Source organism: Iningainema tapete BLCC-T55, assembly GCF_014698965.1.
GTDB lineage: Bacteria > Cyanobacteriota > Cyanobacteriia > Cyanobacteriales > Nostocaceae > Iningainema > Iningainema tapete.
On sequence record NZ_JACXAE010000009.1, the window covers coordinates 1 to 23,320 of the forward strand.

The following is a 23,320-nucleotide window of genomic DNA, read 5'->3' on the forward strand; positions in this document are numbered from 1 at the left end:
TTTCTTGCACTTAACAAGACGTATAAGGTTTACAATCCGCACAGTGTTACCTTTTTCTACTTTGTCAGCAAGCCCTATTTAGTTTGCTACCAGAGGGAACTGTATTTTTTAATGTTCGCACAGCATCAACGAATGCCTTTCTCTGTTTTGGTGTCAAGTCAACAACGTTTTTTCTCACCTTTATTCCAGATGCAGGAATATTGTTGCTCATGAGAAGTTTGCTGTTGATGGGAACAAGAACAGAATTAGCTTGATTTGATGAATTACTGTCTTTACGGATCTGATGAGATGCCCATTCTACACTATAAGACATTGCTGGAGATCCAAATACGATCAGGGCAGCAACCATACTTGCAATAAGTACTGTTTTGATTTTGCGGAATTTTTTCATAATCTATACTTGATGGTTTTGTCAAGATGCCATCATCTTTACAAAACTCAACTATTATCTCTATTAAAGTAAGTAGTTATTTTTACATTAGATATAGTTACTCACAGAGACAATATAAAATCTTTCGGTAAAACCCTCTGTTTTTTTGTAAACAGTGGATCAGCCGCTCAATCACATCTTCTACTTGCTAAGTAAGGGTTTAAACCTACACCACCAGTCTTGGCTCTAACTAAAGTTTATGCAAAATTCATGATAATTTATTCGTATCTTTAAATACATTTAAATTGAAAAGAAAGTAAAAAACAAACAAAATGATCTGGCGAAATTGTTTAAAATTTATTAAAAATGATGTAGAAACTTCAATACTAGGACATCAATCTTATGATGGCAGGCGAAAATCAACCACCACATCAAGTAGTCATTGTTGGCGGTGGCTTTGGTGGACTTTATACGGCAAAGGCATTAAGTGATGCTAATGTCAATGTTACTCTGATTGATAAACGTAACTTTCACCTATTTCAACCACTGCTATATCAAGTAGCTACAGGTACTGTATCCCCTGCTGATATTTCGTCCCCACTGCGTTCCATAGTGAGTAAAAGCAAGAATACGAAAGTGCTACTTGGAGAAGTCAATGATATTGACCCTCAAGCACAAAAAGTTATCATGGGCGAGGAAGAAATACCTTACGATTCTTTAATTGTGGCGACAGGGGCAAAGCACTCCTATTTTGGCAAAGATGAGTGGGAAGAATTTGCGCCTGGTTTAAAAACTGTGGAAGATGCGATTGAAATGCGCCGCCGTATTTTTATGGCGTTTGAAGCAGCGGAAAAGGAAACCGATCCAGAAAAACGTAGTAGTTGGTTAACTTTTGTCGTTGTTGGTGGTGGCCCTACTGGTGTGGAATTAGCAGGTGCGATCGCAGAAGTAGCTTACCACACAATGAAAGAAGACTTCCGCAACATTGACACGAACGAAACACGAGTTTTGCTACTGGAAGGATTAGATCGCGTTTTACCTCCCTTTGCGCCAGAGTTATCACAACAAGCAGAAGCATCCCTGACACGGTTGGGTGTCACCGTTCAAACAAAAACTTTGGTAACAAATATTGAAGGAGATATTATCACGCTCAAACAAGGTGATGAGGTCAAGCAGATAGCTGCTAAGACTGTATTATGGGCAGCAGGTGTCAAAGCTTCACCACTAGGAAAAGTACTGGCTCAAGGTACAGGTGTAGAATGCGATCGCGCTGGTAGAGTAATTGTGGAACCAGACTTGAGTATCAAAGGATACCCCAATATTTTCGTCATTGGTGACTTAGCAAATTTTGCCCATCAAAACGGTAAACCTCTACCTGGTGTTGCACCTGTAGCGATGCAAGAAGGGCAATACGTCGCGTCACTAATTAAACAACGACTCAAAGGTAACACAATGCCACGATTCCATTATGTTGATCGAGGTAGTTTAGCAGTGATTGGGCGAAACTCTGCAGTTGTAGATTTGGGCTTCATCAAATTTACAGGTTTCTTAGCATGGCTATCTTGGTTGTTAATTCATATCTACTTTTTAATTGAGTTTGATAACAAGTTAGTGGTAATGATTCAGTGGGGTTGGAACTATTTCACCCGCAATCGTGGTGCAAGATTAATTACAGGCAAAGAAACATTGCCACAGGTAACAGTTGAAGAAGGTTATTATTCAAAAGAAAAAGGTAGACAGCCAGTGAATGTTTGACATTTGGCGTTATAGCCAATTGTATTTGTAGAGACTTTCCATGGAACGTCTCTACATCATGAATATCACCCGATTGGGTGAGCCGACTGGATGAAGTGTAGTAACTGCTGTCAATTGTATTCTATATGGCAACAAGCAGTATACTTCCAAATTTGGTTATGAGCAAGCAAAAAAAAGCGGATATTAAACAAGCATATCAAACAGCGGCAGAACTTGCTTCAATCGTAGCTGTTGCCTTAAGCAAAATCAAAGAAAACCAGAGTATAGAAGAAGCGATCGCCAAGGAATTACAACACTTGGGATGAGCGTTTGGTAAAATCTCAGTATGTAACTCCCCGCCAAAAATGACCATAACCTCCAAACGATGGACTCTTGAGGAGTACCTGAATTACGACGATGGCACTGACACCCGATATGAGCTGGTGGCAGGAGAGTTAGTTGCAATGCCACCAGAAAGTCCGAAAAATGTTCAAATCGCTCTATTTTTGCTCTCACAGTTGCTCAAGTTTGTTCCTCTTAACAGATTGAGCAATAAAGCGGAAATAGTTGTTAGTGGATATCGTGCTACAACTCGCATCCCTGACTTAATTGTGTTAACTGAAGAACTTGCAACAGCTTTACAAGGTGCAACGCGCTCCACTATCACTTTGGATATGCCGCCTCCAGCCTTGGTTGTTGAAGTTGTCTCTCCTGGGAAAGTAAACGAAGATAGGGATTACCGTTACAAACGTTCAGAGTATGCCGCTAGGGGAATTTTTGAATATTGGATTGTTAACCCACAAACTAACAGAGTGAGCGTGCTGATATTAGTTGAGGGACTTTATGAAGAAACAGTATATGAAGGAAACATGGCGATCGCTTCTTCCACTTTTCCAGAATTACGGTTAACTGTACAACAAATCATTACAGCAGGCGCACAATAATTTGTTTACCCCAAATTTCTGTGGAGACGTTGCATGCAACGTCTCTACAAATATTATTGTACTGGGGATGGGCTAGCCGCAGGTTTTGGTGCGTTAGATACAGGTTTAGAACGCTGTTGCTTGTAAAAATTAGCAACTTGCTTCACATAATCAGCCGTGAAACCACTGTTACAACCCGTGTAGTTGCCAGTCATCCACCAACAGGCTACACCTTGCACAGCCGCAGTTTCATTATTCCCCTTAAACTGCTTATTTAACTCACGGCGGGTAATGCATGATACAACTTTACGTGCTAAAGCGGCATCGTTTTCAAACTGCGTGGGTGTGACTTCCTGTTTGAAACAAAATTTTGCCCAGCCTTTGAGAGTTTCTGGCTTGACTTGCCATGCACTGTAATATCCTTTACTAGGACCACTTTTCGGTGCAGCCTGTCGCAGTGCTTCTACCATCGCAGCAACTTGGGTATCAGACACTTGCTGTTGTGCTTGAGCTACTAGTAGTGACGACAATCCAAAACTGGCAATCACTCCTGCTAGTAGTAATCGCATTACTTTCCTCCATATTTCAACACAAATCTTAGCATAGCCTTGAACGCACAAATTCAGCCAGTGTTGTGGGAGTAGTTGTTTCGTCGGTGCGGGGTTCTGCCGGCGTATAATCAGGGTGGCTAATGGCTTGCCACATCTGAGCGTACTGATTGACGACATCAGATGTTGCGCCAATGTTCAGCAATGACTGGCGAAACTGATCCAAAGTAATTTGCACATGTGTAATTGGTTTGCCAAGTTCCTTTCCAATAATGGTAGCAGCTTCGTCAAAACTGATGTTGGCAGGACCATGCAACCCTAAAATTAATTGTCCACTCCATGAACGATTCAGTAACCAGTTTGCCGCAACTTCAGCAATATCACGAGTTGCAATCATGGAAATACGTTGAGCGCCTGGAATCGGCATAAATACACTGTTTTGCGTCTGTAATGCTTCAAGTTGCGTAATATAATTCTCCATAAAAAATCCTGGACGCAGATGAATAATGTTTGTTGCCACTTGGTTGAGCTTTTGTTCGATCGCATGAAGTCCAGAAATTGGTCCCATTCCTTCTGCCAGTTGTGCGCCGTTACTAGAGATATTCATAACATAGGGAATCTGATTCTTTTGCACAGCCTTTGCCACACAGTCACCCAAATGACTTTGCCAAGCCCGCAGATTGTCTGTAGCAAAGTTGTAGGGAGTCACCCACAACAAAGCTTTTGCTCCTTGCGTTGCTTCCACCACAAAGTCTACATCTTGTAAAGAACCTTGATGTACTGTGGCATATTCACGTACTACTTGATCTAGCTTGTCGGGATTTCTCACCAACAGCGTAATCTTTGCACCTGCTTTGATTAAAAGTTGAGTGACTCGACTACCGATATTTCCTGTTGGAGTTGCGATCGCGATCGTCATTTGAGAATGCTCCAAAACTTAACTTATATATATCTGTAACTCTTAAAGCTATGGACTAACCATGATATAAAAGCTATAATTTATTGCAGATAGTCCAGTTTTAGATTGTGCTTAGATAATTCAGTAATGGATGCCCTGACGGAAGTACTCAAAGCTGTTCAACTCCACAGCACAGTTCACTGTCGCTCAGAACTATCTGCACCGTGGGGCATTCGCGTTGATCCCATGAAGGATGCATCGTTTCATGTGGTAACTCGTGGTAGTTGCTGGTTAGAAGTCGATGGTATGGAGAAGCCAATCCCACTCGCAGGTGGAGATTTGATTGTTCTTCCTATGGGAATCGGACATACATTGCGCGATGCCCTAGATAGTACAGTTGTTACCCTGCCAGAGTTACTAGCGAATCGTCCCTGTCAAGGACAACTTAGCTTAAGTTATGGCGGTGGTGGCGTACCTGCTACAGTATTATGTGGTCGAGCCAGCTTTGCACAACGAGAAACAAATCCGCTCCTATTGGCTCTGCCGCCCCTCATCCATATCAAAGGTGAAGAAGGACCCGTTGAATGGCTTGATACTACGCTACAATTTATTGCGTGTGAAAGTAGTATAAGCCGCCCTGGTGCTGAGATGATGATTGCCCATCTATCCAGTATTCTTTTCATTCAAGCAGTCAGAGCGTACATAACTAGTTTGGATGAACATGAGGGTGGATGGCTGCGTGCTTTAGTTGATCCCCAGATTAGTTTGGCACTGGGCTTGATTCATCAAAAACCAGAGGAACCTTGGACGGTGAAATCGCTGGCGCAAAAAGTCAATTTATCGCGTTCGGCATTTGCCGCTCGGTTCAAGGCGTTGGTAGGTGAATCTCCCGTGCAATACTTGAGCCGTTGGCGAATGCATAAGGCGGTGAGGCTGTTGCATTCGAGTGATATGAATTTGAGTGCGATCGCTACGTTGATTGGCTACGAATCAGAAGCTGCATTTAGCCGAGCTTTCAAGCGTCTACTCGGTCAATCTCCAGGTGAGTATCGACGTTTTAAAGCATAATTTAACATAGTCATACACCAAAAGTAACAACTTCGGTACGGGATTCATCACCACTTTTGAGCGCCAACTCGATTCTGTTAAAGGAAGTAAATACTCGACAACATCTGGGTGCAGCACCACTAACCCCGAAGCCACCGCTTCAACAGTAGCCAAAATTTCTGACTCTGTGCTTGCTTGAGGTAACATTCCCCAGCTGGGATAGTTTTACCAAACCTGAATACGTTGATTATACAGTACCATTGCCGCCTTGCTCTCTCAATGAATTTAGTATCTGGGTGAATCGTTACATCGAGAAAGCTCAAGTGCTTTCTCCACCCCAGGTTGTAGAGAAACACCGCCAAGCAGCTGATACTCTTCAATCTTTATATCATAACAGTTCTCACTCAACCCAAAATGGATTTTTTCCGTCTCCAGCCTCCTGTACAAACGCTCCGGCGGAGCGTCTCTACGACTAACTCCTGTCTCCTCATAACAATTTACAATCCTTTACAAAAATACTATGAGAGCAAGAGAGGAAAAAATTGTATAATTACGGGAAAGTGAAACAGCAAATCTGATTTCCACAACGCTGCTTAACCTACGATTCGAGATTTTAGATTAAGGTTTTCCAGTTTGTACCCGAATGGTGGAAAGTGAGATCAATCTAACCATCATCTGCATTTCTTGCACGGGGACAATGAATCAGCGAACACTTTTGTTGAAGACGACAATTGACAGGGGACGGGTATGGCGGCGCGTCAGGGAAACTAACCTTATCAATCTCCTCCACAATCCACTTATTGGCTATTTTTACTATTAACTCAATGACTGCTGTTAATTATCCGTGGCTGCCTGCACCAGCAGATTTAACCTTGTTGCAGAATCATGTCCATGTTTGGCGAATTGACTTAGACACAACGGAAGCACAATTGCTTTCTTTAACTGAAACTCTCTCTAGTGATGAACTTAGTCGGGCTAAGCGGTTCTATAAAGAACAGCATCGACAGCGTTTCATTGCTGGTCGTGGTATATTGCGAACTATACTCGGTCAATACCTAAATATTGCCCCACAACAGTTGCAATTTAGTTATGAACCACTGGGCAAACCAGTGTTAGATGATACCATAAATGAGAGTAAGCTATGGTTTAACTTAACTCACTCTCAAGGATTAGCTTTATGTGCAGTAAGTTGCGATCGCCTTGTAGGCGTAGACTTAGAGTATATCCGTCCAGTATCAGACGTTCTTACCCTCGCCAAACGATACTTCTGTGCCAGAGAGTATGAAACAATGCGCGAGCTTCCTCCCCACCAAATGCAACAAATGTTTTTCCGTTATTGGACATGCAAAGAAGCATACTTAAAAGCAACAGGAGTCGGACTTGCTCAACTAGAGCAAATCGAAGTTGCATTAACTCCAACAGAAGGTGCAAAACTAATTACCGAACAACAATGGACTCTTTTAGAGCTTGTACCAGATGAAAATGCTGTTGCAGCAGTTGCTGTAGAAGGTACTGATTTGCAACTATCAACTTGGCAGTATTAATATTATTATTCCCTGGCGATCGTCAGGGAATGAAATACAAACACTTATTTTATTTTATACACAAAATGCCCAGAAATAAATTTCCGGTCTAATAGCTTAAGTCCACTTAAGTGGACTGAAAACATTGATTAGATATCTCCAAAAATTAATTATGCGTTGTCTTCAACCCTTGTAGAACGCCGCACGTTCATATATAGTTTTTCACTGCTATGTCTATTAAGTATTTAGTCTTCTAAAGAAGACTTTAGCTATTAGCCTGCAGTTGACTGCAGGCGGATGAACATTAAGCTACATTAAAGAAACCACTCTCAATCAAGTAAGAAGAATAAGTCATAAACAATCGCGCATCGATAGGAGGACAAACAATAGAACTGCCAGCAAGCGATAAGAGCGTATCTTGACAACTAATTATCGGTCTTTGAGCTTGCAAGTATAAATCCGGTATAGTAAGTTGCTCTTTAGACCAACGCGCTAGCAAGAATGGTCGCAATGTATACAGAGAATTATCAACAGAAGACACATTATTAATCAACTGAGCCTGCCATTGATCGTAAGGAATCACCTGAATAGGAAAACCAAAAGAGCGCATCCAATCAACTAACGTTTTCAAAGCCACAGGTTGGGGATGCTGCAAGTGGAAAGCCTTACCTAAAGATTCCTTCTTTCTAGATAGATAAACGATCGCCTTGCTCACATAGTCAACCGGAGACATATCCATCATATAATCAACATCTGGAAAAGCACCCATCTCCAGACAACCCTTAACCATCAAGCTAATAAAATCATCAGTATTACACACACCTGTAACACTATGCCCACCAATTAATGGTGGTCTATAAATAGTAACAGGAAGTCCACGCTCACCCGCAATCTTAACTAACTTTTCTGCCACCCATTTAGTTTGGGAATAGCCTAAATGGATACCTTCCCAATGATCAAAACTATCCTGTTCTTTAACAACCTGACCAGCATAAACAGGTGATTCAAAAATTGCCACACTAGAAACATAGTGTACAGGCTTGACTTTAAATGTACAAGCCAAGCGTAACACTTCCTGAGTTCCCAGAACATTGGGTTTCTTCAATGCAGAGTAAGGAAAAACATAATTAAGCGTAGCAGCACTGTGATAGATGGCATCAAGATTAGTTGCCAACATTTCAAATCCTTCAGTACTAATACCTAAAAGTGGCTGAGATAAATCTCCAATCACAGGGATGATTCTAGGACTGTATTCTTCTACCCAAACTGAGTATTGTTGCAAATTCTCTTTTAGCTTACGCTTACCTTCTTCTTGATTTGCAGCACGCACTAAGCAATAGATATCTGCATCAGTTTCTTGTAGCAGTTCATGAATTAAAAAAGCTCCTAAAAAGCCTGTTCCTCCGGTTAAAAAGACGTTATCCAGTTTATCTGGGTTATAAGTAGATTTAGGGCGGATAGACTCATCAAGAACAGCTTCAGCACTTAAATCCAGGGATACATTCTTAACTACAGAAAGATTTGTTTTGTGCAAATTATCTGTATCTTGAACCTCTGTGTCCAATTGTGCTTCTTGTGACTCTTCGGCTAAACGTTGTGAAAGTGCTTCTATATTTGGGTAATGCCAAAGCAGCATCGGAGACACTTCAAAGCCAAACCTCTTTTGAGCTTGGGTAACAAGAAGCATTGCTTGGGTTGAGTCCAAACCGTAATTGTCTAAAGATGCTTGAACATCTATTTCATCTGGTTGGATTTTAAGTATATTAGCAAGATGAGATACCATCCATGCTTGAATTTCTTCTGCCGTATAAGACTGTTTTGGACTCATAGTTTTTACATCTCCCCCGTAGAACAAACTGGAAAATACTGACTGTAGTAATCTTGGATTTGTAGTCCTTGAATTTTTAAATTTTGAATGCGGTACAAATAAGCAGATCCAATCATGATATGATTAGCTACATCTACTACTCGACGATTATTTGCATCAGCAAGATAGGAACCTCGTACCCAATCATTAAAGCTACCCATAGCCGGACCACACCAAATTTGATAATCTACTTCTCGACCCTTTTCTCCAGAACTAGACCAGCGAGAAGATAACCCTAAATACCAGCGAAAAATTAAAGCCATTTTCATTTTGGGATTGTTAGCTGCTTTCGCTAGTTTGGCGGGATTTTTGTTAGATAAATAAGCAACAGTAGATTCCCATACCTCATTAAGACTCTGACGAAAAACTTGTTTTTCTAATTTCTCTCTTTCCGCAGGCGGGATTTCTTCAATTGAGTTATAACCCCTATATATCTCATATAGTTTCTGCGCACGGAGAGGAAACATAGTTCCTTTTTTCAAAACTTGAAGCTTCACCCCCATTTCAAACATATCTGCTGCTGGAGCCATCATGACATCAGCCATTTCTGCTTGAGCTAGCACTTGCTTTGTATGTTGACAAGTTGCGGCTTCAACGCAAGACTGATTAATTGAACCAGTCATAACATAAGCAGCACCCATCATAAAAGCAGCTATGGCTGATTGTGGTGTGGCGATTCCTCCTGCTACTCCAACTCTAATGGGTGTTGAGTAACGATATTTTTCCTGAATTTCATTCCTTAAAGCTAAAATAGAAGGTAGCAGACAAACTAGGGGGCGATTGTCTGTATGACCACCTGAATCAGCTTCGACAGTAATATCATCTGCCATTGGTATCTTAGCGGCAAGATTGGCTTGTAACTCACTAATTAGTCCTTGTTCAACGAGTTCTTTGAGAATTTTTGCTGGTGCTGGTTGCATAAATTTAGTAGCAACTTCGCGCCGGGAAATTTTCGCCATGACTTTATTTTTAATTTCAATGTCATTAGCGGCGTTCAAACTCAGCCCTGCAACACGGTAATAAACTATATTAGGAGTCAAATCTAGGAATGCAGAAGCTTCTACTGTTCTTACTCCATATTTGAGATATAAATCTACCGCACGACGTTCATTAGTTGGTTCATTGGGACTGTGAATTAAATTAAAAGCATAAGGACCATTAGGTAAGGCTGCTTGAATACGGTTAATAGCTGCTTCAAGACGTTCTGCACTTAAACCACCTGCACCAAAGGAACTCAAAATTTTCTCTTTCCCAAGAGCAATAACCATTTCTTCAGAAGCAATACCACCAGCCATTGCTCCTGTAGCATAAGCGTATTTTACACCATAAAAGGAAAGAAAACTTTGCTCTCCCAAATTTTGAGTTGAAATTGGAGGAACAGCTATTAGTAGCTCTACTTGTCCTGTACCATTATCGCTAGAACACAAATAACCAACGTTTGTTACACCAATTTTTCCTGCTACTCTAACTATGTAGCAAGGTTTGTGCAAAATTTGCAACTTTTTTTTAACATCTGCTGGCTCAAAAGATACACAATCTAAAGCACCTTTCCAAATCAGATTTTGATTGAAGGAGTTAGCATAACTTAGTCCATTATCATGTTTACTTAGTACAGTATCTATTGTCACGACAGTTATTCCTTGAATGATGTAGCTATTTTGAATTTTAGTTTGCTAATAGTTAATAGCTAATTGCACCATTAGCTATTAACCATTAGCTATTAGCTATTAACTATTGTCTCAGCAAGTTTTCCGCACAGGCGATTTGTAATTCAATGATTTCGCTGATTTGTTGGCTAAATTCATGTCTAGCTTTTAAGAAAGCAGCGTGGGATTTAGTAACACGGGAGTTGTTAGCATTTAATTGTTGATACTGAGAGTTGATAATTTCGTGTACGCTGTCTAGGTAATTAAAGTTTTGATTGGCAATAGATGAAGATGTAATGGTTTTTGAAGTTATTTCTTGAGTTGCGGATGACTCATAAAATTGTAACTTATCTTCAGTTTCAAAATTGTTATTGTCGCTATCTTTCATTTGAACTTCCTTTACTTCGGTGTTGAATGCGGGAATGTGTTGTAAATTACTACTACTATTAATCTCACTAGGACTTTGTTGCACACTTGTGAAGATTTCTGTTGAAGATAGCGGTAGTTTGTTGGCTAAATTTTGGCAAAGTAGGCGGTTATTTTCGCTTAAAATTGTGGCAGCAATTCTGTTTCCACCTAAAGTTACAGTTCTAGTAGTTAATTTACTTGCACTAGAGGTTTCTTGTACCTTTTGATATAGTGGAGATAAATCTACAGAAACCTGATGACTGAGGAGTTTTGCTAATGCTCTGACAATAGAGGTATGGTCGTCAGTACCTCTTCTGTTCAAAGCTACTGTAATGTGTTCTTGATGTTCGAGGATTTTATCAACCCATCGACAACAGACATTCCCAGATCCTGCTTCGATAAAGATTCTTGCTCCATCCTCGTAGACTCGGTTTACTAGTCGAGGAAAATCAACTTGTTGAGACAGAGTTGTCGCTAGACTATGAGCGATTACATTACTATCTAGTGTAATGGGTTTATACCCAGCGCTGGAATAAAAGATAGCGTCTGAGATGTTTTGAGATGGTAAGGTGTTGACTTTGACTATTTCGTCATACTCTGCCTGTATCGGTTCGCAATGAATTGCGTGGTTGAAGGGAACACGGAAAATGTTGCAGCCCAGTTTTTTAATTACTCTCTGACAGGCGGCTGTTTCACCTGCTATTAATACCTCTTCTGGTGTATTAATTTGAGTTAAATAAACTTGTGGCTCATGTTTGAGACATTCTCTCACCTGCTCTGGAGTCGCCATGAGCAAGTATGTACTCCAGATATCATCTTCCGGCGCTTGTTGTACTGGTGGTAATCCCCAGTACTCACGTACAGCATTTTTAGGTCCTGATATTCTATCTGCAAACAGAGGGGATTGGTGAAAGGCTTTAATCCCTTGGCTAAAGTCACTCCATACTCCAGTAGAAGACATCATGCTAGTTTCGCCCAGACTATATCCAAAGATGAATTTTGGCTTAACTTGGAAATCATCTCGGATAATTGTTGTAATTAATCGGGCAGATGCCATGTCAGTTTCTAAGATTGCCAAGGAATCATTGAGTAATTGCTGTTCGAGATTTTCTAATTGCCTGGGTGATAATTTATTTAAGCTTCTGGGAAAGACTAGCTTGGACACTTCAGCGAAAAGGCTGTACAGACTTTTGATTACTAAGTCGTTGTGAACTCTAGGGAATAAGCGGAAGAGATTACGCCCAATACCCAAATAAGAATTGACGGCAGCAGGATAAACGTAAGCGACTCCTCCCCTTTTGCCCAATGGTTTAACGGTGAAATAACTGCCTAGCGGTGTTTGCCAATCTTCTCCACGTTCAAAGGCATTATTCACACCTTTTATGGCTGATTCTATTTCTTTTACTAGTTCGTTTTTGTTGCGTCCAAGAATCGTGAGGACGTAATTTGCTGGCGATCGCTCTTTAAAGCTCGTAAACGTTTTACTTGCTGTCTGAGCTAAATTTGTACAATTTTCGATCTGAGTTAGAACAGCGTTGAGTTGCTCTAGTAAATCGGTGTGATCGCTACCAGCAATTGGAAACAGATAAAGAGGTGTTTGTTCCAAATACCTACTGCTGCGTTCTGGCTGGACAGGTTCTTCTGATAAGATTAAATGGGAATAAGTACCATCACACCCGATACTGTTAATTGCCGCTACTCTCTTTTGAGAATCTTTGCCTAAAAACCAAGGTCTAGATTCTGGGGAAACATAAAACGGGCTATCCTGCCATAATTCTGGATTTTTGACCCCAGTCCATTTAGGAGTTGCGGGAATATACCTGTAGTAAAGACATAAAGCAGTTTTGATCAGGCTAGCTATTCCTGATGCCACATAAGTATGACCGATGTTAGCTTTGACGCTGCCAATCGCACAGCTTAAACCACTACCACCAGGAAAAGCTTGAAGTAAACCTTGAATTTCTGCTTCATCTTCTTGAGGAATCCCACTACCGCAAACTTCTAGATATTCAACATCTGTCGGTTGGAAACCAGCCTTTTGCAAAGCTTGTTCACAGACATTATGTGCATTATTATCATAATTAATGGCATCAATCACAGCATAAACGCGATCGCTATCTTGTTTCGCTGTTTCGTGACGTTTAAGCACAACTGCCCCTGCACCTTCGCCTACCAACCAACCGTTTGCCTTTTGGTCATAACTCAAGGTTGGTACACCTGTATTGACTTGAGCTAACTGGTTGCGCAACAAAACATTTTCTACTCCGCCTGCCAAATCGACAGCCCCAACTAACACAGCATCTGCTTCGCCCGTTGTCAGTAGATGTTGAGCTACTTCTAATAACTTAAATGTAGAATTTTCCCCAGCAGTAATGGTGAATGTAGGAGCAGTAAAATCCCATAAAGAAGAAATACGACTTGCCATAATATTGGCAATATAACTCACATATTCACTACTCTCTACAGGATTGTGAATACCGTCTTTAACGATGATTTCTAGTTGAGCAAGTTCTTCATCAGATAAATAGACACCCTGTGCCAGCAATGCTTCTTTAATCTGCCAAGACAAATTCCATCGTTGCTGTAACTGATGAACCGAAAACTCCGTCTCTGCGGCAAGAATAACTGCTACATTTGCCCCTTCTTTAATTCCCGCATCTTTTAATGCTCGTTCCGCAACCTTAAGCATTAACAACTGTTGCGAGTTGAGTTTGGCAAGTTCGTTAGGGGGGATTTTACTAGATACACTATCGATGTCAAAGTCTTTAATGTATGCCCCAAGAGGTGCTTTACCGTCTGCCAAACCATACTCTTTGAGTAAGTTTTCTTGCTCTTCTATACCGTACCACCTATTAGGCGGTAGGGGAATAAAATGCTGTGTGCCATCATAAATACTGCGTTCAAAAGCATCTAATCCATTACAGGAACCGAAAAAGGCATCCATGCCTACTATTGCCATTTTGACAGGCACTAGGGGAGTTGGTGAGTTTGTGAGTTGGTGAGTTTGTGAGTGGGGAATTGCGCCTTGTTCGAGAATCATGTGGGCGTTTGTACCACCAAGACCAAAAGCACTAATAGCTGCTCGTCTTGGAGATTTGTTATTAGGCCAGTTTGTAGTACTTCTCACAATTCTTTGTGGAGAAATTACATTGTTCTCTTCGCCTATGGGGTCAGTAATATTGATCGTGGCTGGAATTACTCCCTTGGACATACTTAAAAGTACTTTAATTATGCTTACTGTACCAGCCGCTGTGAGCAAGTGACCAACATTGCTTTTGACAGAACCAACAAGTGGTTTTGCTTGATGTTTACTAAAGAAGGTTTCTACTGAGTTGCATTCGGTGGTGTCGCCCAACAATGTGCCTGTAGCATGGCACTCTAAGTAATCAATATCTTTCGGGCTAATTTGGGCTTCTTGGTAAGCGCGTTCAAAAGCAAGCGTTTGCCCTTTCGCGTTAGGGCTAAGCAGGTGTTTGCCGCTACCATCATTCGAGAGTCCGTTACCTGTGATAGTAGCGTAAATGCGATCGCCATCTCGAATCGCATCACTAAGCCGTTTTAGCACTAGCATTCCTGCTCCATCTGCTGTCGCCAACCCTCTAGACAATTTATCCAAAGGGCTGCTGATGTCATTTTCTGGATATCCTTGGATACCGCAAAATAACATGCGCAAAAACAGCGGATCTGCACAACTAATTCCTCCTGCCAACATTAAATCAGCTTTGTGCGTCCATAAGTAATGAGATGCTAATTTTGCAGCATATAATGGTGAAGAACAGGCTGCATCAATACAAAAATTAATATTAGATAAGGCAAGAGCTTGAGCAATTATCGCCGCTGGTAAGCCAGAAATCATCGCATTATGTGGCGAGGCTTTTTCAGCTACGTTTAATGAAGGCAAATCAAATTCTTCATGCTGCAAAAGCTCTCTCACAGCAGATGTTAGTACCTGCTCATATATGGGAGCGAATAGTTGGTTAGAAGATTTGGTAGGTAAGGAGAGAGTGCCTAATATCACTCCACATTTGGCAAGTACAGATTCGTTGTCTAAATAACCACTGTGCTGCAAAGCTTGTTTGGCAACATCAAGTGACCATTTAAAGGTATTATCTAAACTTTGGAGAAATTCTGCTGGCAGTTTGTATCCATTGGCATTGAACTGAAAATCACGGATAAATGCACCTTTTAGGGAGTATATTTTGTCTGATTTACCTTTGATTGGATCGTAAAACACTTGTGGATTTACTCCCATATCATTCGTAGTAACTGATGATATTGAGTTTTTCTGTTGGATCAGATTTTGCCAAAATTCTTCGGGGTTTTTGGCGTCAGGAAATAGGCATGAGAATCCGATAATTGCTATTTTTTCCACTGGTGGTTTCCTTTTTGAATTTGTTTTGATGAACCGCAACAGACGCAGAGAGCGCAGAGAGATTACTTTTTCAGTGATTGGGTGGGTATGATAGTACCTTTGCCGCCTAAAAGACGTGAGTAGATTTTGCCTTGAGAGTCGTGTACGATGAAGTCGGCGGTGACGCTACTTGCTGTTTTTGTTTTAACTTCACAAGAAACGTAAAAAGGTGTGTTGTAGGGAGTACGTGAGTATTGTTCGTATCTTTGTATTCCTGCTGGTAAACATATTTCTTGATGAAAATGCTGCATCCATATCCAGAGAGGATGGGTACTTAGGTCAATTGAATAAGGATTTACCCATCCTACAGGAAATTGTCCTTGTTGTTGATCATTGATTTCAGACCAAGTACATTGTGTAGTGATTTTTTCAGGGCTAATGTTTAAGACTCTTTGCAGTTCTTGGAAGGATGCACCATGAAATAATGGAAATATTGTGGGTGTTTGTGTTTGATAAAAGTCTTTACCTGTAATAGTGATAATTTGGTCTTCGTTGAGATTTAATTGCTCGTAGGTGGGGCTATTGGGGATTTCTTTTACTAGCTGAACTTGAGCAATACTGAAATGATAGTTGATTTTACCTTCGGTAGTTTTACTCCATATTTTTGCTTGAAAGACAATTTCTTGCGCATCAGTTTTAGCTATTTCTTGCAAGTCTAATATATATTCACTTGCTAGGGTTTCGTTGAAGGTAATTCCTTTCAAAACTTTAAAATCTGTGTGACTGAGAAATCTATAGCCAGGATAAAGCTGTTCGCAGGAATCAACAATCCATGATACTGCACAAGTAGCTGGTAAAACTGGTTTACCAGCAATTACATGATCTAGTAGAAAAGGATTGGATGTGAGTGATAGTTGACGACGGATACGATAGGTGCGCAGTTCGGTATTTAGAGCGATCGCAGGTGGTATGAGAGGACTACCAATGATGACTTGTGCCGTTTCCTGATTAGAAGGATGCAGTTCATTGACTAACATTTGTGTCCCAGTTTCTACAGGAAGAATGTCAATACCTCGTCGGGCAAACTCTTTTTTCAATTCTGGTGTCACCATACCGCTATCCCAACCTCCCCAATTGATAGCTACTACATGACATGCTGGATAGCGCTGCTTGACGAGATGGGCTGATTTATTGAGAATTTCATTGGCAATTGCATAGTCAGACTGACCGATATTGCCGTAAAAACCTGTAATCGAAGAAAACAAAACTAAATATTCAAGTTGACTGGGTTTTACACAAGTAAGAAGATTTTCTAGCCCTTTAACTTTGGCAGTATAAACTTTCTCAAAGTCCTGTTCTGTTTTCTTTTCAATTAACTTATCAGCTAAATTACCAGCACCATGTATAATACCTGTAATTTGTCCATTGCGCTCAATCACAGCGGTAAGTTTCTGCTGTAAAGCCTCTAAATTAGTAACATCAACACTTAAATATTCTGCCTGACTTCCAGTTTGTTGAATTGCCGCTAAAGTTTGTTTGATTTCACGGCTAGAGGTAATTTTGTTATACAGCTTTTGTACACTAATAGGTGTGGGCTTTTCTCCTAAAGAGAGAAGATTTTCCATGATGGCTTTTTTCAAAGCTGGTTCTTCTAAACAACTTTTAGCCCAATCTGGTTCATTTTCTTGAAGTTCTGAACGACCTAAAAGAATAAATTTACAGGGATGGTGCTGTGCTAATTTGATAGCACATTTTGCTGTAATACCTTTTGCACCACCACTAACAAGAAAAACTGATGAGGTACGAATTTGAGTAGCAGTCATAAATTATCCTAGTTAAGCTTTTAATCAGGTAGTTAGTTGTATTACCGCTAACTATTTAGTGTGGACACAATTAAATTAGAGTGGGCATTACCCACCAAATTAAGTAATGGTGGGCTTTAGCCCTACCTACTAAAATTTATGAGGAGCGCAATCAATTACTGAGCAGGTATGTAACTTCTATAATTGTTAGATGGTTCAAGAATTTCTTGAGGTGTTGACCTCGTTGAAGGTTGGATGAGCACTGCTATCATAATCGTCGCTAATGCTATCATCAAAGCCGTCATTATGGGCATTAACATGTCACTAGTACTATTATCACTTTTTTTTGAAGAATAAGTGATGTTGTTATTACTTTTTGCAGAAGGAATAACAAGTTTAATATCACCTAAATCTTTACTTTTTTGTGATAATTGAATGATTGAGTTAGAAGTATTGTAGCCATCAGCTTCTACTGTTATTTGTCCTTGAGAAATATTGTGATTATCTGCATTGACAGTAAATCTATAAATTCCTTCTAAATCTGTATAAACAACGGGTGGAGAACCAGGAAAATTGAGTATAACTTTAGCTCCACTAATTGGAGCATGTTTTTCTTGATCAATAACACGACCAAGAAAATTAATTTTTTTATGATTGGGCATATATCCAATTGGTTGTGAAATTGATGCTTGGGGCTGATGGGATAATTTGTAGTAAAGACGCCCCGACGGGGCGTCTCTACGGTTCCCGCATACTTAACAGGGGGTACTGATGAGGGTAACTCGTCCTTGTGAACCGTAAGCTACTTCGGTAATGTAACGATTGGGATCGTGTAACTCGGCTATGATATGATGTGCAGAGTCTTGTGCATCAATGACGGGACTCAGATCGATCGCTCGACAAAATACTTGTTCCCATTCCCAGTTAAGAGTCTTAGTTAATCCAAATAATCCAGCGCTAATTGGACCAAAATTGATTGTATGTTCTAAGCCAAAGGCTCCATCAAGACGAACTACGGTACAAAAACAACTACGCCCACGACGCGCCGCTTCATTGAGAGATTTTTTCAGATGTTTCGCCATGAAGAAGACATGCTTGACTATTGCTTTTTCCTCTTCAAGATAAGGAATTCTACCATTACGACTCAACTCAAACACAGGATTAAGATGAATAAAAGCTCCAATCGGTCCGTAGTTAACAATAACAGACTGTAACTGTTCTTGCAAATGCTCTTCACTCAAAGAAGCCAACTCTAAACGATAAACTTCTGCTGGTAAAGGCGCTCTTTGGGGAACAAGAGATAGTGGGTAATTGAAAATAACTACTTTCCAATTTTGCGCCACTAGAGATTGAGCTAACTTAGAAGTAGTGAGGGAACCATCATCAGTAAGTAAGATAACGTGTCCCTCCGGCAAAGCAAAATCCAAAAAATCTGGTTGAGGTAGAGTCTTAAGTTTGATCTGACGACGTAGAGGATTACTATTTAAACTAGCTGGTGGGTTGCAAGACGGGGGCTGAGACTTTTTTTTTTCACCCCCAACTAACTTTTCAAGATACTCTACTATTTGACCAATAGTGCGTAATTCCCCTAATTCCTCCACATTAGGTTTAGGTAAATCAGGGTACATCTCCTGCAACGCCCCCAAAATTTCCACACGTTTAATCGAATCAATCCCCAAATCTGCCTCCATATCCATATCCAGTTCCAGCATTTCTACTGGGTAACCTGTTTTTTCACTAGTAATGGCTAACAGAGACTGACTAAAATCAGGCAAATCAACCCCAACTGGTTCATCTACACCAACTACTACACTTTCTTCAACTAAAGCTGGAGATACAGAAAGAACGGGAGATACAAATACCTCTTCCTCTACCCGTATCTTCTCCTTCTCCTCTTCCTTGGCGTACTTGGCGTCTTGGCCGTTCACTTCCAAACCAATCACTGATTCACTTACAGTAGAAACAGCAACTTCCACTCCCACAGAACCAGAAGCAAGAGATTGAAGATACTCCACTATTTGCCCAATAGTACGTATATCTCCCAACTCTTCCACATTAGGCTTAGGCAAATCAGGATACATATCCTGCATTGCACCCATAATTTCCACCCGCTTAATGGAGTCAATACCTAAATCTGCCTCCATATCCATATCTAAATCCAGCATCTCCACTGGATAACCAGTCTTCTCACTAGTAATAGCTAACAAATTTTTACCCAAATCTGTCAAATTTATACTTGCACCAGATGAGGTAGTAGAGTCGTCCCGCTGGGACGGCTGTACAATGGGTAAAGCAGCAACGTCCGGCTGGGATGTCTCAACAATAGATGGGGTAATGGGGTTCGGAGTAGAGCCGTCCCGCCGGGACGGCTCTACGGTATATTCTGTTACAGAAGGTTCTTCAACTACAGGTGCAAGGACAGGGGTATGGTGTTGAGTAGTAATTTCAGAAGTAATCTGAAGGCGATCGCTACTTACAGGTAATGTTACAGCAGACCCCGTGACTAGCTGAGAATACTCTTGTTGTATCAGTTGGAAAAAGTTTTTAGTGTATTCCAACTGGTGCTGAAGATATTGCTCATGAATGCGTAGAGTTTCACTTTGTTGGGAGTGAAATTGCATCATGCTACGCTCTAAGCTTTCCATCGCCACTGGCTTGAATTCTTCTGCTTCTGTTGAAGATGGAGTGTTGGCGAACAAGGAATTTTGCTGCAGCATCAGTTGGAAAAAGGTTTTAGCATATTCCTGCTGATGGTTGAGATAATGTCCGTGAACTTGTAAATTCTCAGATTGATTTTGCTGAAACTGTGTTAAGACGTATTCTAAGCTTTCTAAAAGCCGTTGGTAATTTACAAGTTTGTCAGGTGTTGCTGGCATTTTCACAGGAGCTAGTTGAGGTGCTGGAGTGGGGTTCAGGAGAGTAAGGGAAGCAGGGGAGGCAGGGGAAGCAGGGGAGGCAGGGGAGGCAGGGGGGGAGGAGGATGATGGAGAGAGAGTAGACTTCAATTCTCCTGTGCTTTGCTGCTCCTGTGTTCCTACGTTCGTATGTTCTTCTACTCGGATTTCCGTCTCATCTTGTTTTGCGGTATTCACTTTCTCCACGTTTTCGAGAGATTGGGGAGCTGCTAATTTTACTTGATGCCCATCTTGCAAAGCTTGCTCCCATGCGAGTTTTGTTTTCTCAGAAACGTAGTTAATACCATTTAAGCTGACGCTCAGAGCTTTTTTCTCGGTTGAAGGTGGTTGTTGTGGTAGTTGGTAAGGATCGAGATTTTTCAGAGATAAACCAGCTACGCGCAACTGAACAACGCCGGAGCGTAAGGAGCGATCGCTATTCTTTTGTGCAGAGGGGTTCAAAGCTACAGTTATATGGGGGCGCTCTCCTAAAATATCTTTGACGAGGTTAGAGAGAATTTTTCTTGGTCCGATTTCAACAAAGCAATAACCGCCAGATGCGTAGATATTCTCAATCTCTTGCTTAAACAGTACGGGGTTGTTCAGATGAGTTTCTAAGATTTTCTGAATGGCTGCTGAGTCTTGGGGATACTGCTTTCCTGTGACGTTGGTGTAAACAGGAATTTGCGGATTGTGGAAATTAACAGTTTTAATTGCTTGGGCAAAGGCTTTGTGTGCAAAAGCAATTAGTGGGGTATGAAAAGCTGCTGATACAGGTAGTACAACAGCAGTGTATCCTTGATCTTGTAAATGTTGCCGTGCTTTCTCAATTTGGGCTACAGGTCCTGCTAAGACAACTTGACGGGGAGAATTGAGATTAGCGATCGCCACTGAGGGAAATTGCTTGAGAACTGCTTCTACTTTGCCGACTTCTTCTTTCACCGCCAGCATAGCTCCTGCATCATAATCAGGATCTTGGGGAGCCGCCATTGCCTGCCCTCTAGCTTTAACTAAAAAGCAGTAATCTTCTTCACTCAAAACCCCGGCAGCCCACAGAGCAGTTAGTTCGCCAAAACTGTGTCCTGCCAAAAAATCTGCCTTAAACCCGGCTTGTTGCAGTATTTTATAAAGTCCAGCACTTAACATCCCAATAGCGGGCTGAGCGTATTCTGTACGCTGCAATACAGCTACTTGGGCATTTTTTTCTGCTTCCTCAAATACAGGTTGGGGAAAAACTATCTGCGATAGCGGCTGCAAATTATCTTTAAGTAAAAGGCTATCCATATAGCCATACATATGTCGCATCTGCGGGAAATTCATCACTAATTCCCGCCCCATATCCAAGTACTGAGAACCTTGTCCTGAGAACAAAGCGACGACTTTTCCACTTAAGGACAAACCACTTTGGCGGTAGTATATTCCTTGAGGATGCTCCCAATGCAAATCTTGAGCTTTATTTTTGAGTAAATCAATACAGATTTGTAGTAACTTGCAAGCTTCAACGCGAGAATCTACGACAAACCCCACTCTAGCTGCATTCTGAGGAATATCTGTGGATTTAGATTCCTCTAGCAGTTCCAGATAATGCTTGTCACCCGCATCAGATTGCAACAAACCTTGAATATCTTCACATTTGCTCAACAATTGTGCATGATTTTGGGCATACAGTAACACTTCATTAGAAGTATTGTGGATGCGGTAAGCACTTTGATGTTCAGCTTCGTATTCTTCCAAAACAACGTGATAATTTGTGCCACCAAAACCAAAAGAACTGACACCCGCTCGTCTTGGTGCTTCTCCTTCGGCCCGAATCCAAGGTCTAGTTTCCGTATTCAAATAAAACGGCGAATTTTTAATGTTGAGTTTGGGGTTGGGTTGAGTAACGTTGATTGTGGGTGGTAATATCTTGTGATGTAGCGCTAAAGCTGTTTTGATTAGACTTGCTGCACCCGCCGCAGCTTTTGTGTGTCCAATCTGAGATTTAACACTACCAAGTGCAATTTGTTGTTTTTGTGTACCCTTTTCAGCAAAGAATTCTTTGATGGCGGCGAATTCTGTAGGATCTCCTGCCATAGTGCCAGTGCCGTGAGCTTCAACCAGACTCACAGTCTCTGCTGGAAAGCCCGCATCATCGTAAGCACGCTTTAATGCTGCTACTTGCCCTTCTTGACGGGGAGCATAAATACTCTTATAGCGCCCATCACTAGAAGTACCTATCCCTTTGATCACTGCGTAGATTTTATCGTTGTCTCGTACAGCGTCTTCTAGACGTTTAAGGACAATCATGCCAATGCCTTCGCCTAGCATCATTCCATCGGATTTGGCATCAAAGGGTTTGACAGTTTCACTAGGAGTAACAGCGGGTGTCTTGCTGAAAGATATGTAAGCCATGATGGTGTTGTCGGTGTCAACTCCACCAGTTAGCATCATGTCGCACCGATACTCTACAAGTTCACTAATCGCCATTTTTAAAGCTGCGAATGAACTAGCACAAGCTGCATCAATTACGCAGTTTATCCCTCCCAAGTTGAGACGGTTGGCAATTCTGCCAGCAACTACGTTCGCTAACATTCCAGGGAAAGCATTTTCATCCCAGTTAACGTAGGCACTTTTGATTTTCTTGACAATTTTTTGGGTATCCTCGTCAGATAAGCCACTACTTTTGAGTACTTTTTCCCAGACAGGATATTCTAACCTAGCAGCAAGTGGCATTCCCAGTTGCTTTGCCATTGCTACGCCTAAGATAACTCCAACAGTGTCGCGATTAAAGTCACGGGATGTGCCATAGCCAGCATCTTCCATTGCTTCTTTGGCAATTACCAAACTCAATAGTTGGGAAACATCTGTTACCTCTAAAATGCTCGGAGGTATGCCAAATTCCATTGGGTTAAAATCTACGTAAGGGATAAATCCGCCTCTTTTACAGTATGTTTTGTCTTCTGGTGTTCTCGGATTTGGGTCATAATAATCTTCAATATTCCAGTGAGAGGAAGGAACATCAGTAATGCAATCAATTTTATTAATTATGTTTTGCCAGTATTGTTGTAAGTTTCTTGCTTGAGCAAAAAGAGAAGCCATACCAACGATGGCGATAGGGTTATGTTGCAGTTTTCTGTTAATTTTGTTGATTGACACAGAAGATTTCTCCGACATTTTTTTCTCCTCAATAACCTTAAACACTGCCTTTTCAAAACTATCTATTTGAGCTTTTAGCTGGGCTAAGGCAGTATCAATTGAATAAGCAGACATAAGAAGGTATAGATTAAGTTTTAGTACAGTGGATTGTTTTGCTGCTGTAATTTGTGATGC

General features: G+C 41.1%; 16 protein-coding genes. 6 read left to right on the forward strand and 10 right to left on the reverse strand.

Features of this window, described 5'->3' with window-relative positions:
• Nucleotides 1-64: 64 nt before the first annotated feature.
• Nucleotides 65-391: a hypothetical protein gene (locus ICL16_RS00900; protein ID WP_190825017.1), complete on the reverse strand. Its 327-nt coding sequence runs from the start codon at nucleotides 389-391 to the stop codon at nucleotides 65-67.
• A gap of 381 nt (nucleotides 392-772) precedes the next feature.
• Here ICL16_RS00900 and ICL16_RS00905 point away from each other — a divergent pair, with 381 nt between their 5' ends.
• The 3 genes from ICL16_RS00905 (at nucleotide 773) to ICL16_RS00915 (ending at nucleotide 3,048) form a co-directional block, all read left to right on the forward strand.
• The gene (locus tag ICL16_RS00905; RefSeq protein ID WP_190825018.1) at nucleotides 773-2,125 is read left to right on the forward strand and encodes an NAD(P)/FAD-dependent oxidoreductase; all 1,353 of its coding nucleotides are present in this window, start codon (nucleotides 773-775) and stop codon (nucleotides 2,123-2,125) included.
• Between the two features lie 158 nt (nucleotides 2,126-2,283).
• A complete protein-coding gene (locus ICL16_RS00910) occupies nucleotides 2,284-2,430 on the forward strand; it encodes a hypothetical protein (protein ID WP_190825019.1) in 147 nt (48 codons plus the stop codon).
• Nucleotides 2,431-2,469: 39 nt separating this feature from the next.
• Nucleotides 2,470-3,048 (forward strand): Uma2 family endonuclease, encoded by a 579-nt coding sequence (locus ICL16_RS00915; RefSeq protein WP_190825020.1) that lies wholly within the window; start codon nucleotides 2,470-2,472, stop codon nucleotides 3,046-3,048.
• 53 nt (nucleotides 3,049-3,101) lie between these two features.
• On the opposite strand, the gene ICL16_RS00920 is transcribed toward ICL16_RS00915, so the two are convergent.
• Together ICL16_RS00920 and ICL16_RS00925 are read right to left on the reverse strand one after the other, a co-directional pair.
• Nucleotides 3,102-3,596, reverse strand: a complete 495-nt coding sequence (locus tag ICL16_RS00920; protein WP_190825021.1) for a hypothetical protein — start codon at nucleotides 3,594-3,596, stop codon at nucleotides 3,102-3,104.
• A 28-nt stretch (nucleotides 3,597-3,624) separates the two neighbouring features.
• Complete coding sequence (locus ICL16_RS00925; protein ID WP_190825022.1) at nucleotides 3,625-4,509, reverse strand: NmrA family NAD(P)-binding protein; 885 nt, start codon at nucleotides 4,507-4,509, stop codon at nucleotides 3,625-3,627.
• Between the two features lie 111 nt (nucleotides 4,510-4,620).
• Here ICL16_RS00925 and ICL16_RS00930 point away from each other — a divergent pair, with 111 nt between their 5' ends.
• The gene (locus ICL16_RS00930) at nucleotides 4,621-5,541 is read left to right on the forward strand and encodes an AraC family transcriptional regulator (RefSeq protein WP_190825023.1); all 921 of its coding nucleotides are present in this window, start codon (nucleotides 4,621-4,623) and stop codon (nucleotides 5,539-5,541) included.
• Here ICL16_RS00930 and ICL16_RS00935 read toward each other — a convergent pair.
• On the reverse strand, nucleotides 5,497-5,727 hold the full coding sequence (locus ICL16_RS00935) for a hypothetical protein (protein WP_190825249.1): 231 nt from the start codon (nucleotides 5,725-5,727) through the stop codon (nucleotides 5,497-5,499). The genes ICL16_RS00930 and ICL16_RS00935 overlap by 45 nt on opposite strands.
• Nucleotides 5,728-5,816: 89 nt before the next feature.
• Here ICL16_RS00935 and ICL16_RS45165 point away from each other — a divergent pair, with 89 nt between their 5' ends.
• Nucleotides 5,817-5,996: a hypothetical protein gene (locus ICL16_RS45165; RefSeq protein ID WP_238360533.1), complete on the forward strand. Its 180-nt coding sequence runs from the start codon at nucleotides 5,817-5,819 to the stop codon at nucleotides 5,994-5,996.
• Nucleotides 5,997-6,344: 348 nt separating this feature from the next.
• Nucleotides 6,345-7,064 carry a 4'-phosphopantetheinyl transferase HetI gene (gene hetI / locus ICL16_RS00945; RefSeq protein ID WP_190825024.1) on the forward strand — a complete coding sequence of 240 codons (720 nt, stop codon included), beginning with the start codon at nucleotides 6,345-6,347 and terminating at the stop codon, nucleotides 7,062-7,064.
• Nucleotides 7,065-7,347: 283 nt separating this feature from the next.
• On the opposite strand, the gene ICL16_RS00950 is transcribed toward hetI, so the two are convergent.
• The 6 genes from ICL16_RS00950 to ICL16_RS00975 all read right to left on the reverse strand — a co-directional run bounded on the left by ICL16_RS00950 (nucleotide 7,348) and on the right by ICL16_RS00975 (nucleotide 23,260).
• On the reverse strand, nucleotides 7,348-8,871 hold the full coding sequence (locus tag ICL16_RS00950) for a thioester reductase domain-containing protein (RefSeq protein WP_190825025.1): 1,524 nt from the start codon (nucleotides 8,869-8,871) through the stop codon (nucleotides 7,348-7,350).
• Nucleotides 8,872-8,876: 5 nt separating this feature from the next.
• A complete protein-coding gene (locus tag ICL16_RS00955) occupies nucleotides 8,877-10,538 on the reverse strand; it encodes a PfaD family polyunsaturated fatty acid/polyketide biosynthesis protein (RefSeq protein WP_420485241.1) in 1,662 nt (553 codons plus the stop codon).
• A gap of 103 nt (nucleotides 10,539-10,641) precedes the next feature.
• Nucleotides 10,642-15,336 carry a PfaB family protein gene (locus tag ICL16_RS00960; protein ID WP_190825026.1) on the reverse strand — a complete coding sequence of 1,565 codons (4,695 nt, stop codon included), beginning with the start codon at nucleotides 15,334-15,336 and terminating at the stop codon, nucleotides 10,642-10,644.
• 62 nt (nucleotides 15,337-15,398) lie between these two features.
• Nucleotides 15,399-17,138, reverse strand: a complete 1,740-nt coding sequence (locus ICL16_RS00965; protein ID WP_190825027.1) for an SDR family NAD(P)-dependent oxidoreductase — start codon at nucleotides 17,136-17,138, stop codon at nucleotides 15,399-15,401.
• Nucleotides 17,139-17,293: 155 nt separating this feature from the next.
• A complete protein-coding gene (locus tag ICL16_RS00970) occupies nucleotides 17,294-17,779 on the reverse strand; it encodes a carboxypeptidase-like regulatory domain-containing protein (RefSeq protein ID WP_190825028.1) in 486 nt (161 codons plus the stop codon).
• A 93-nt stretch (nucleotides 17,780-17,872) separates the two neighbouring features.
• Nucleotides 17,873-23,260 (reverse strand): type I polyketide synthase, encoded by a 5,388-nt coding sequence (locus tag ICL16_RS00975; RefSeq protein WP_190825029.1) that lies wholly within the window; start codon nucleotides 23,258-23,260, stop codon nucleotides 17,873-17,875.
• Nucleotides 23,261-23,320: the final 60 nt, after the last annotated feature.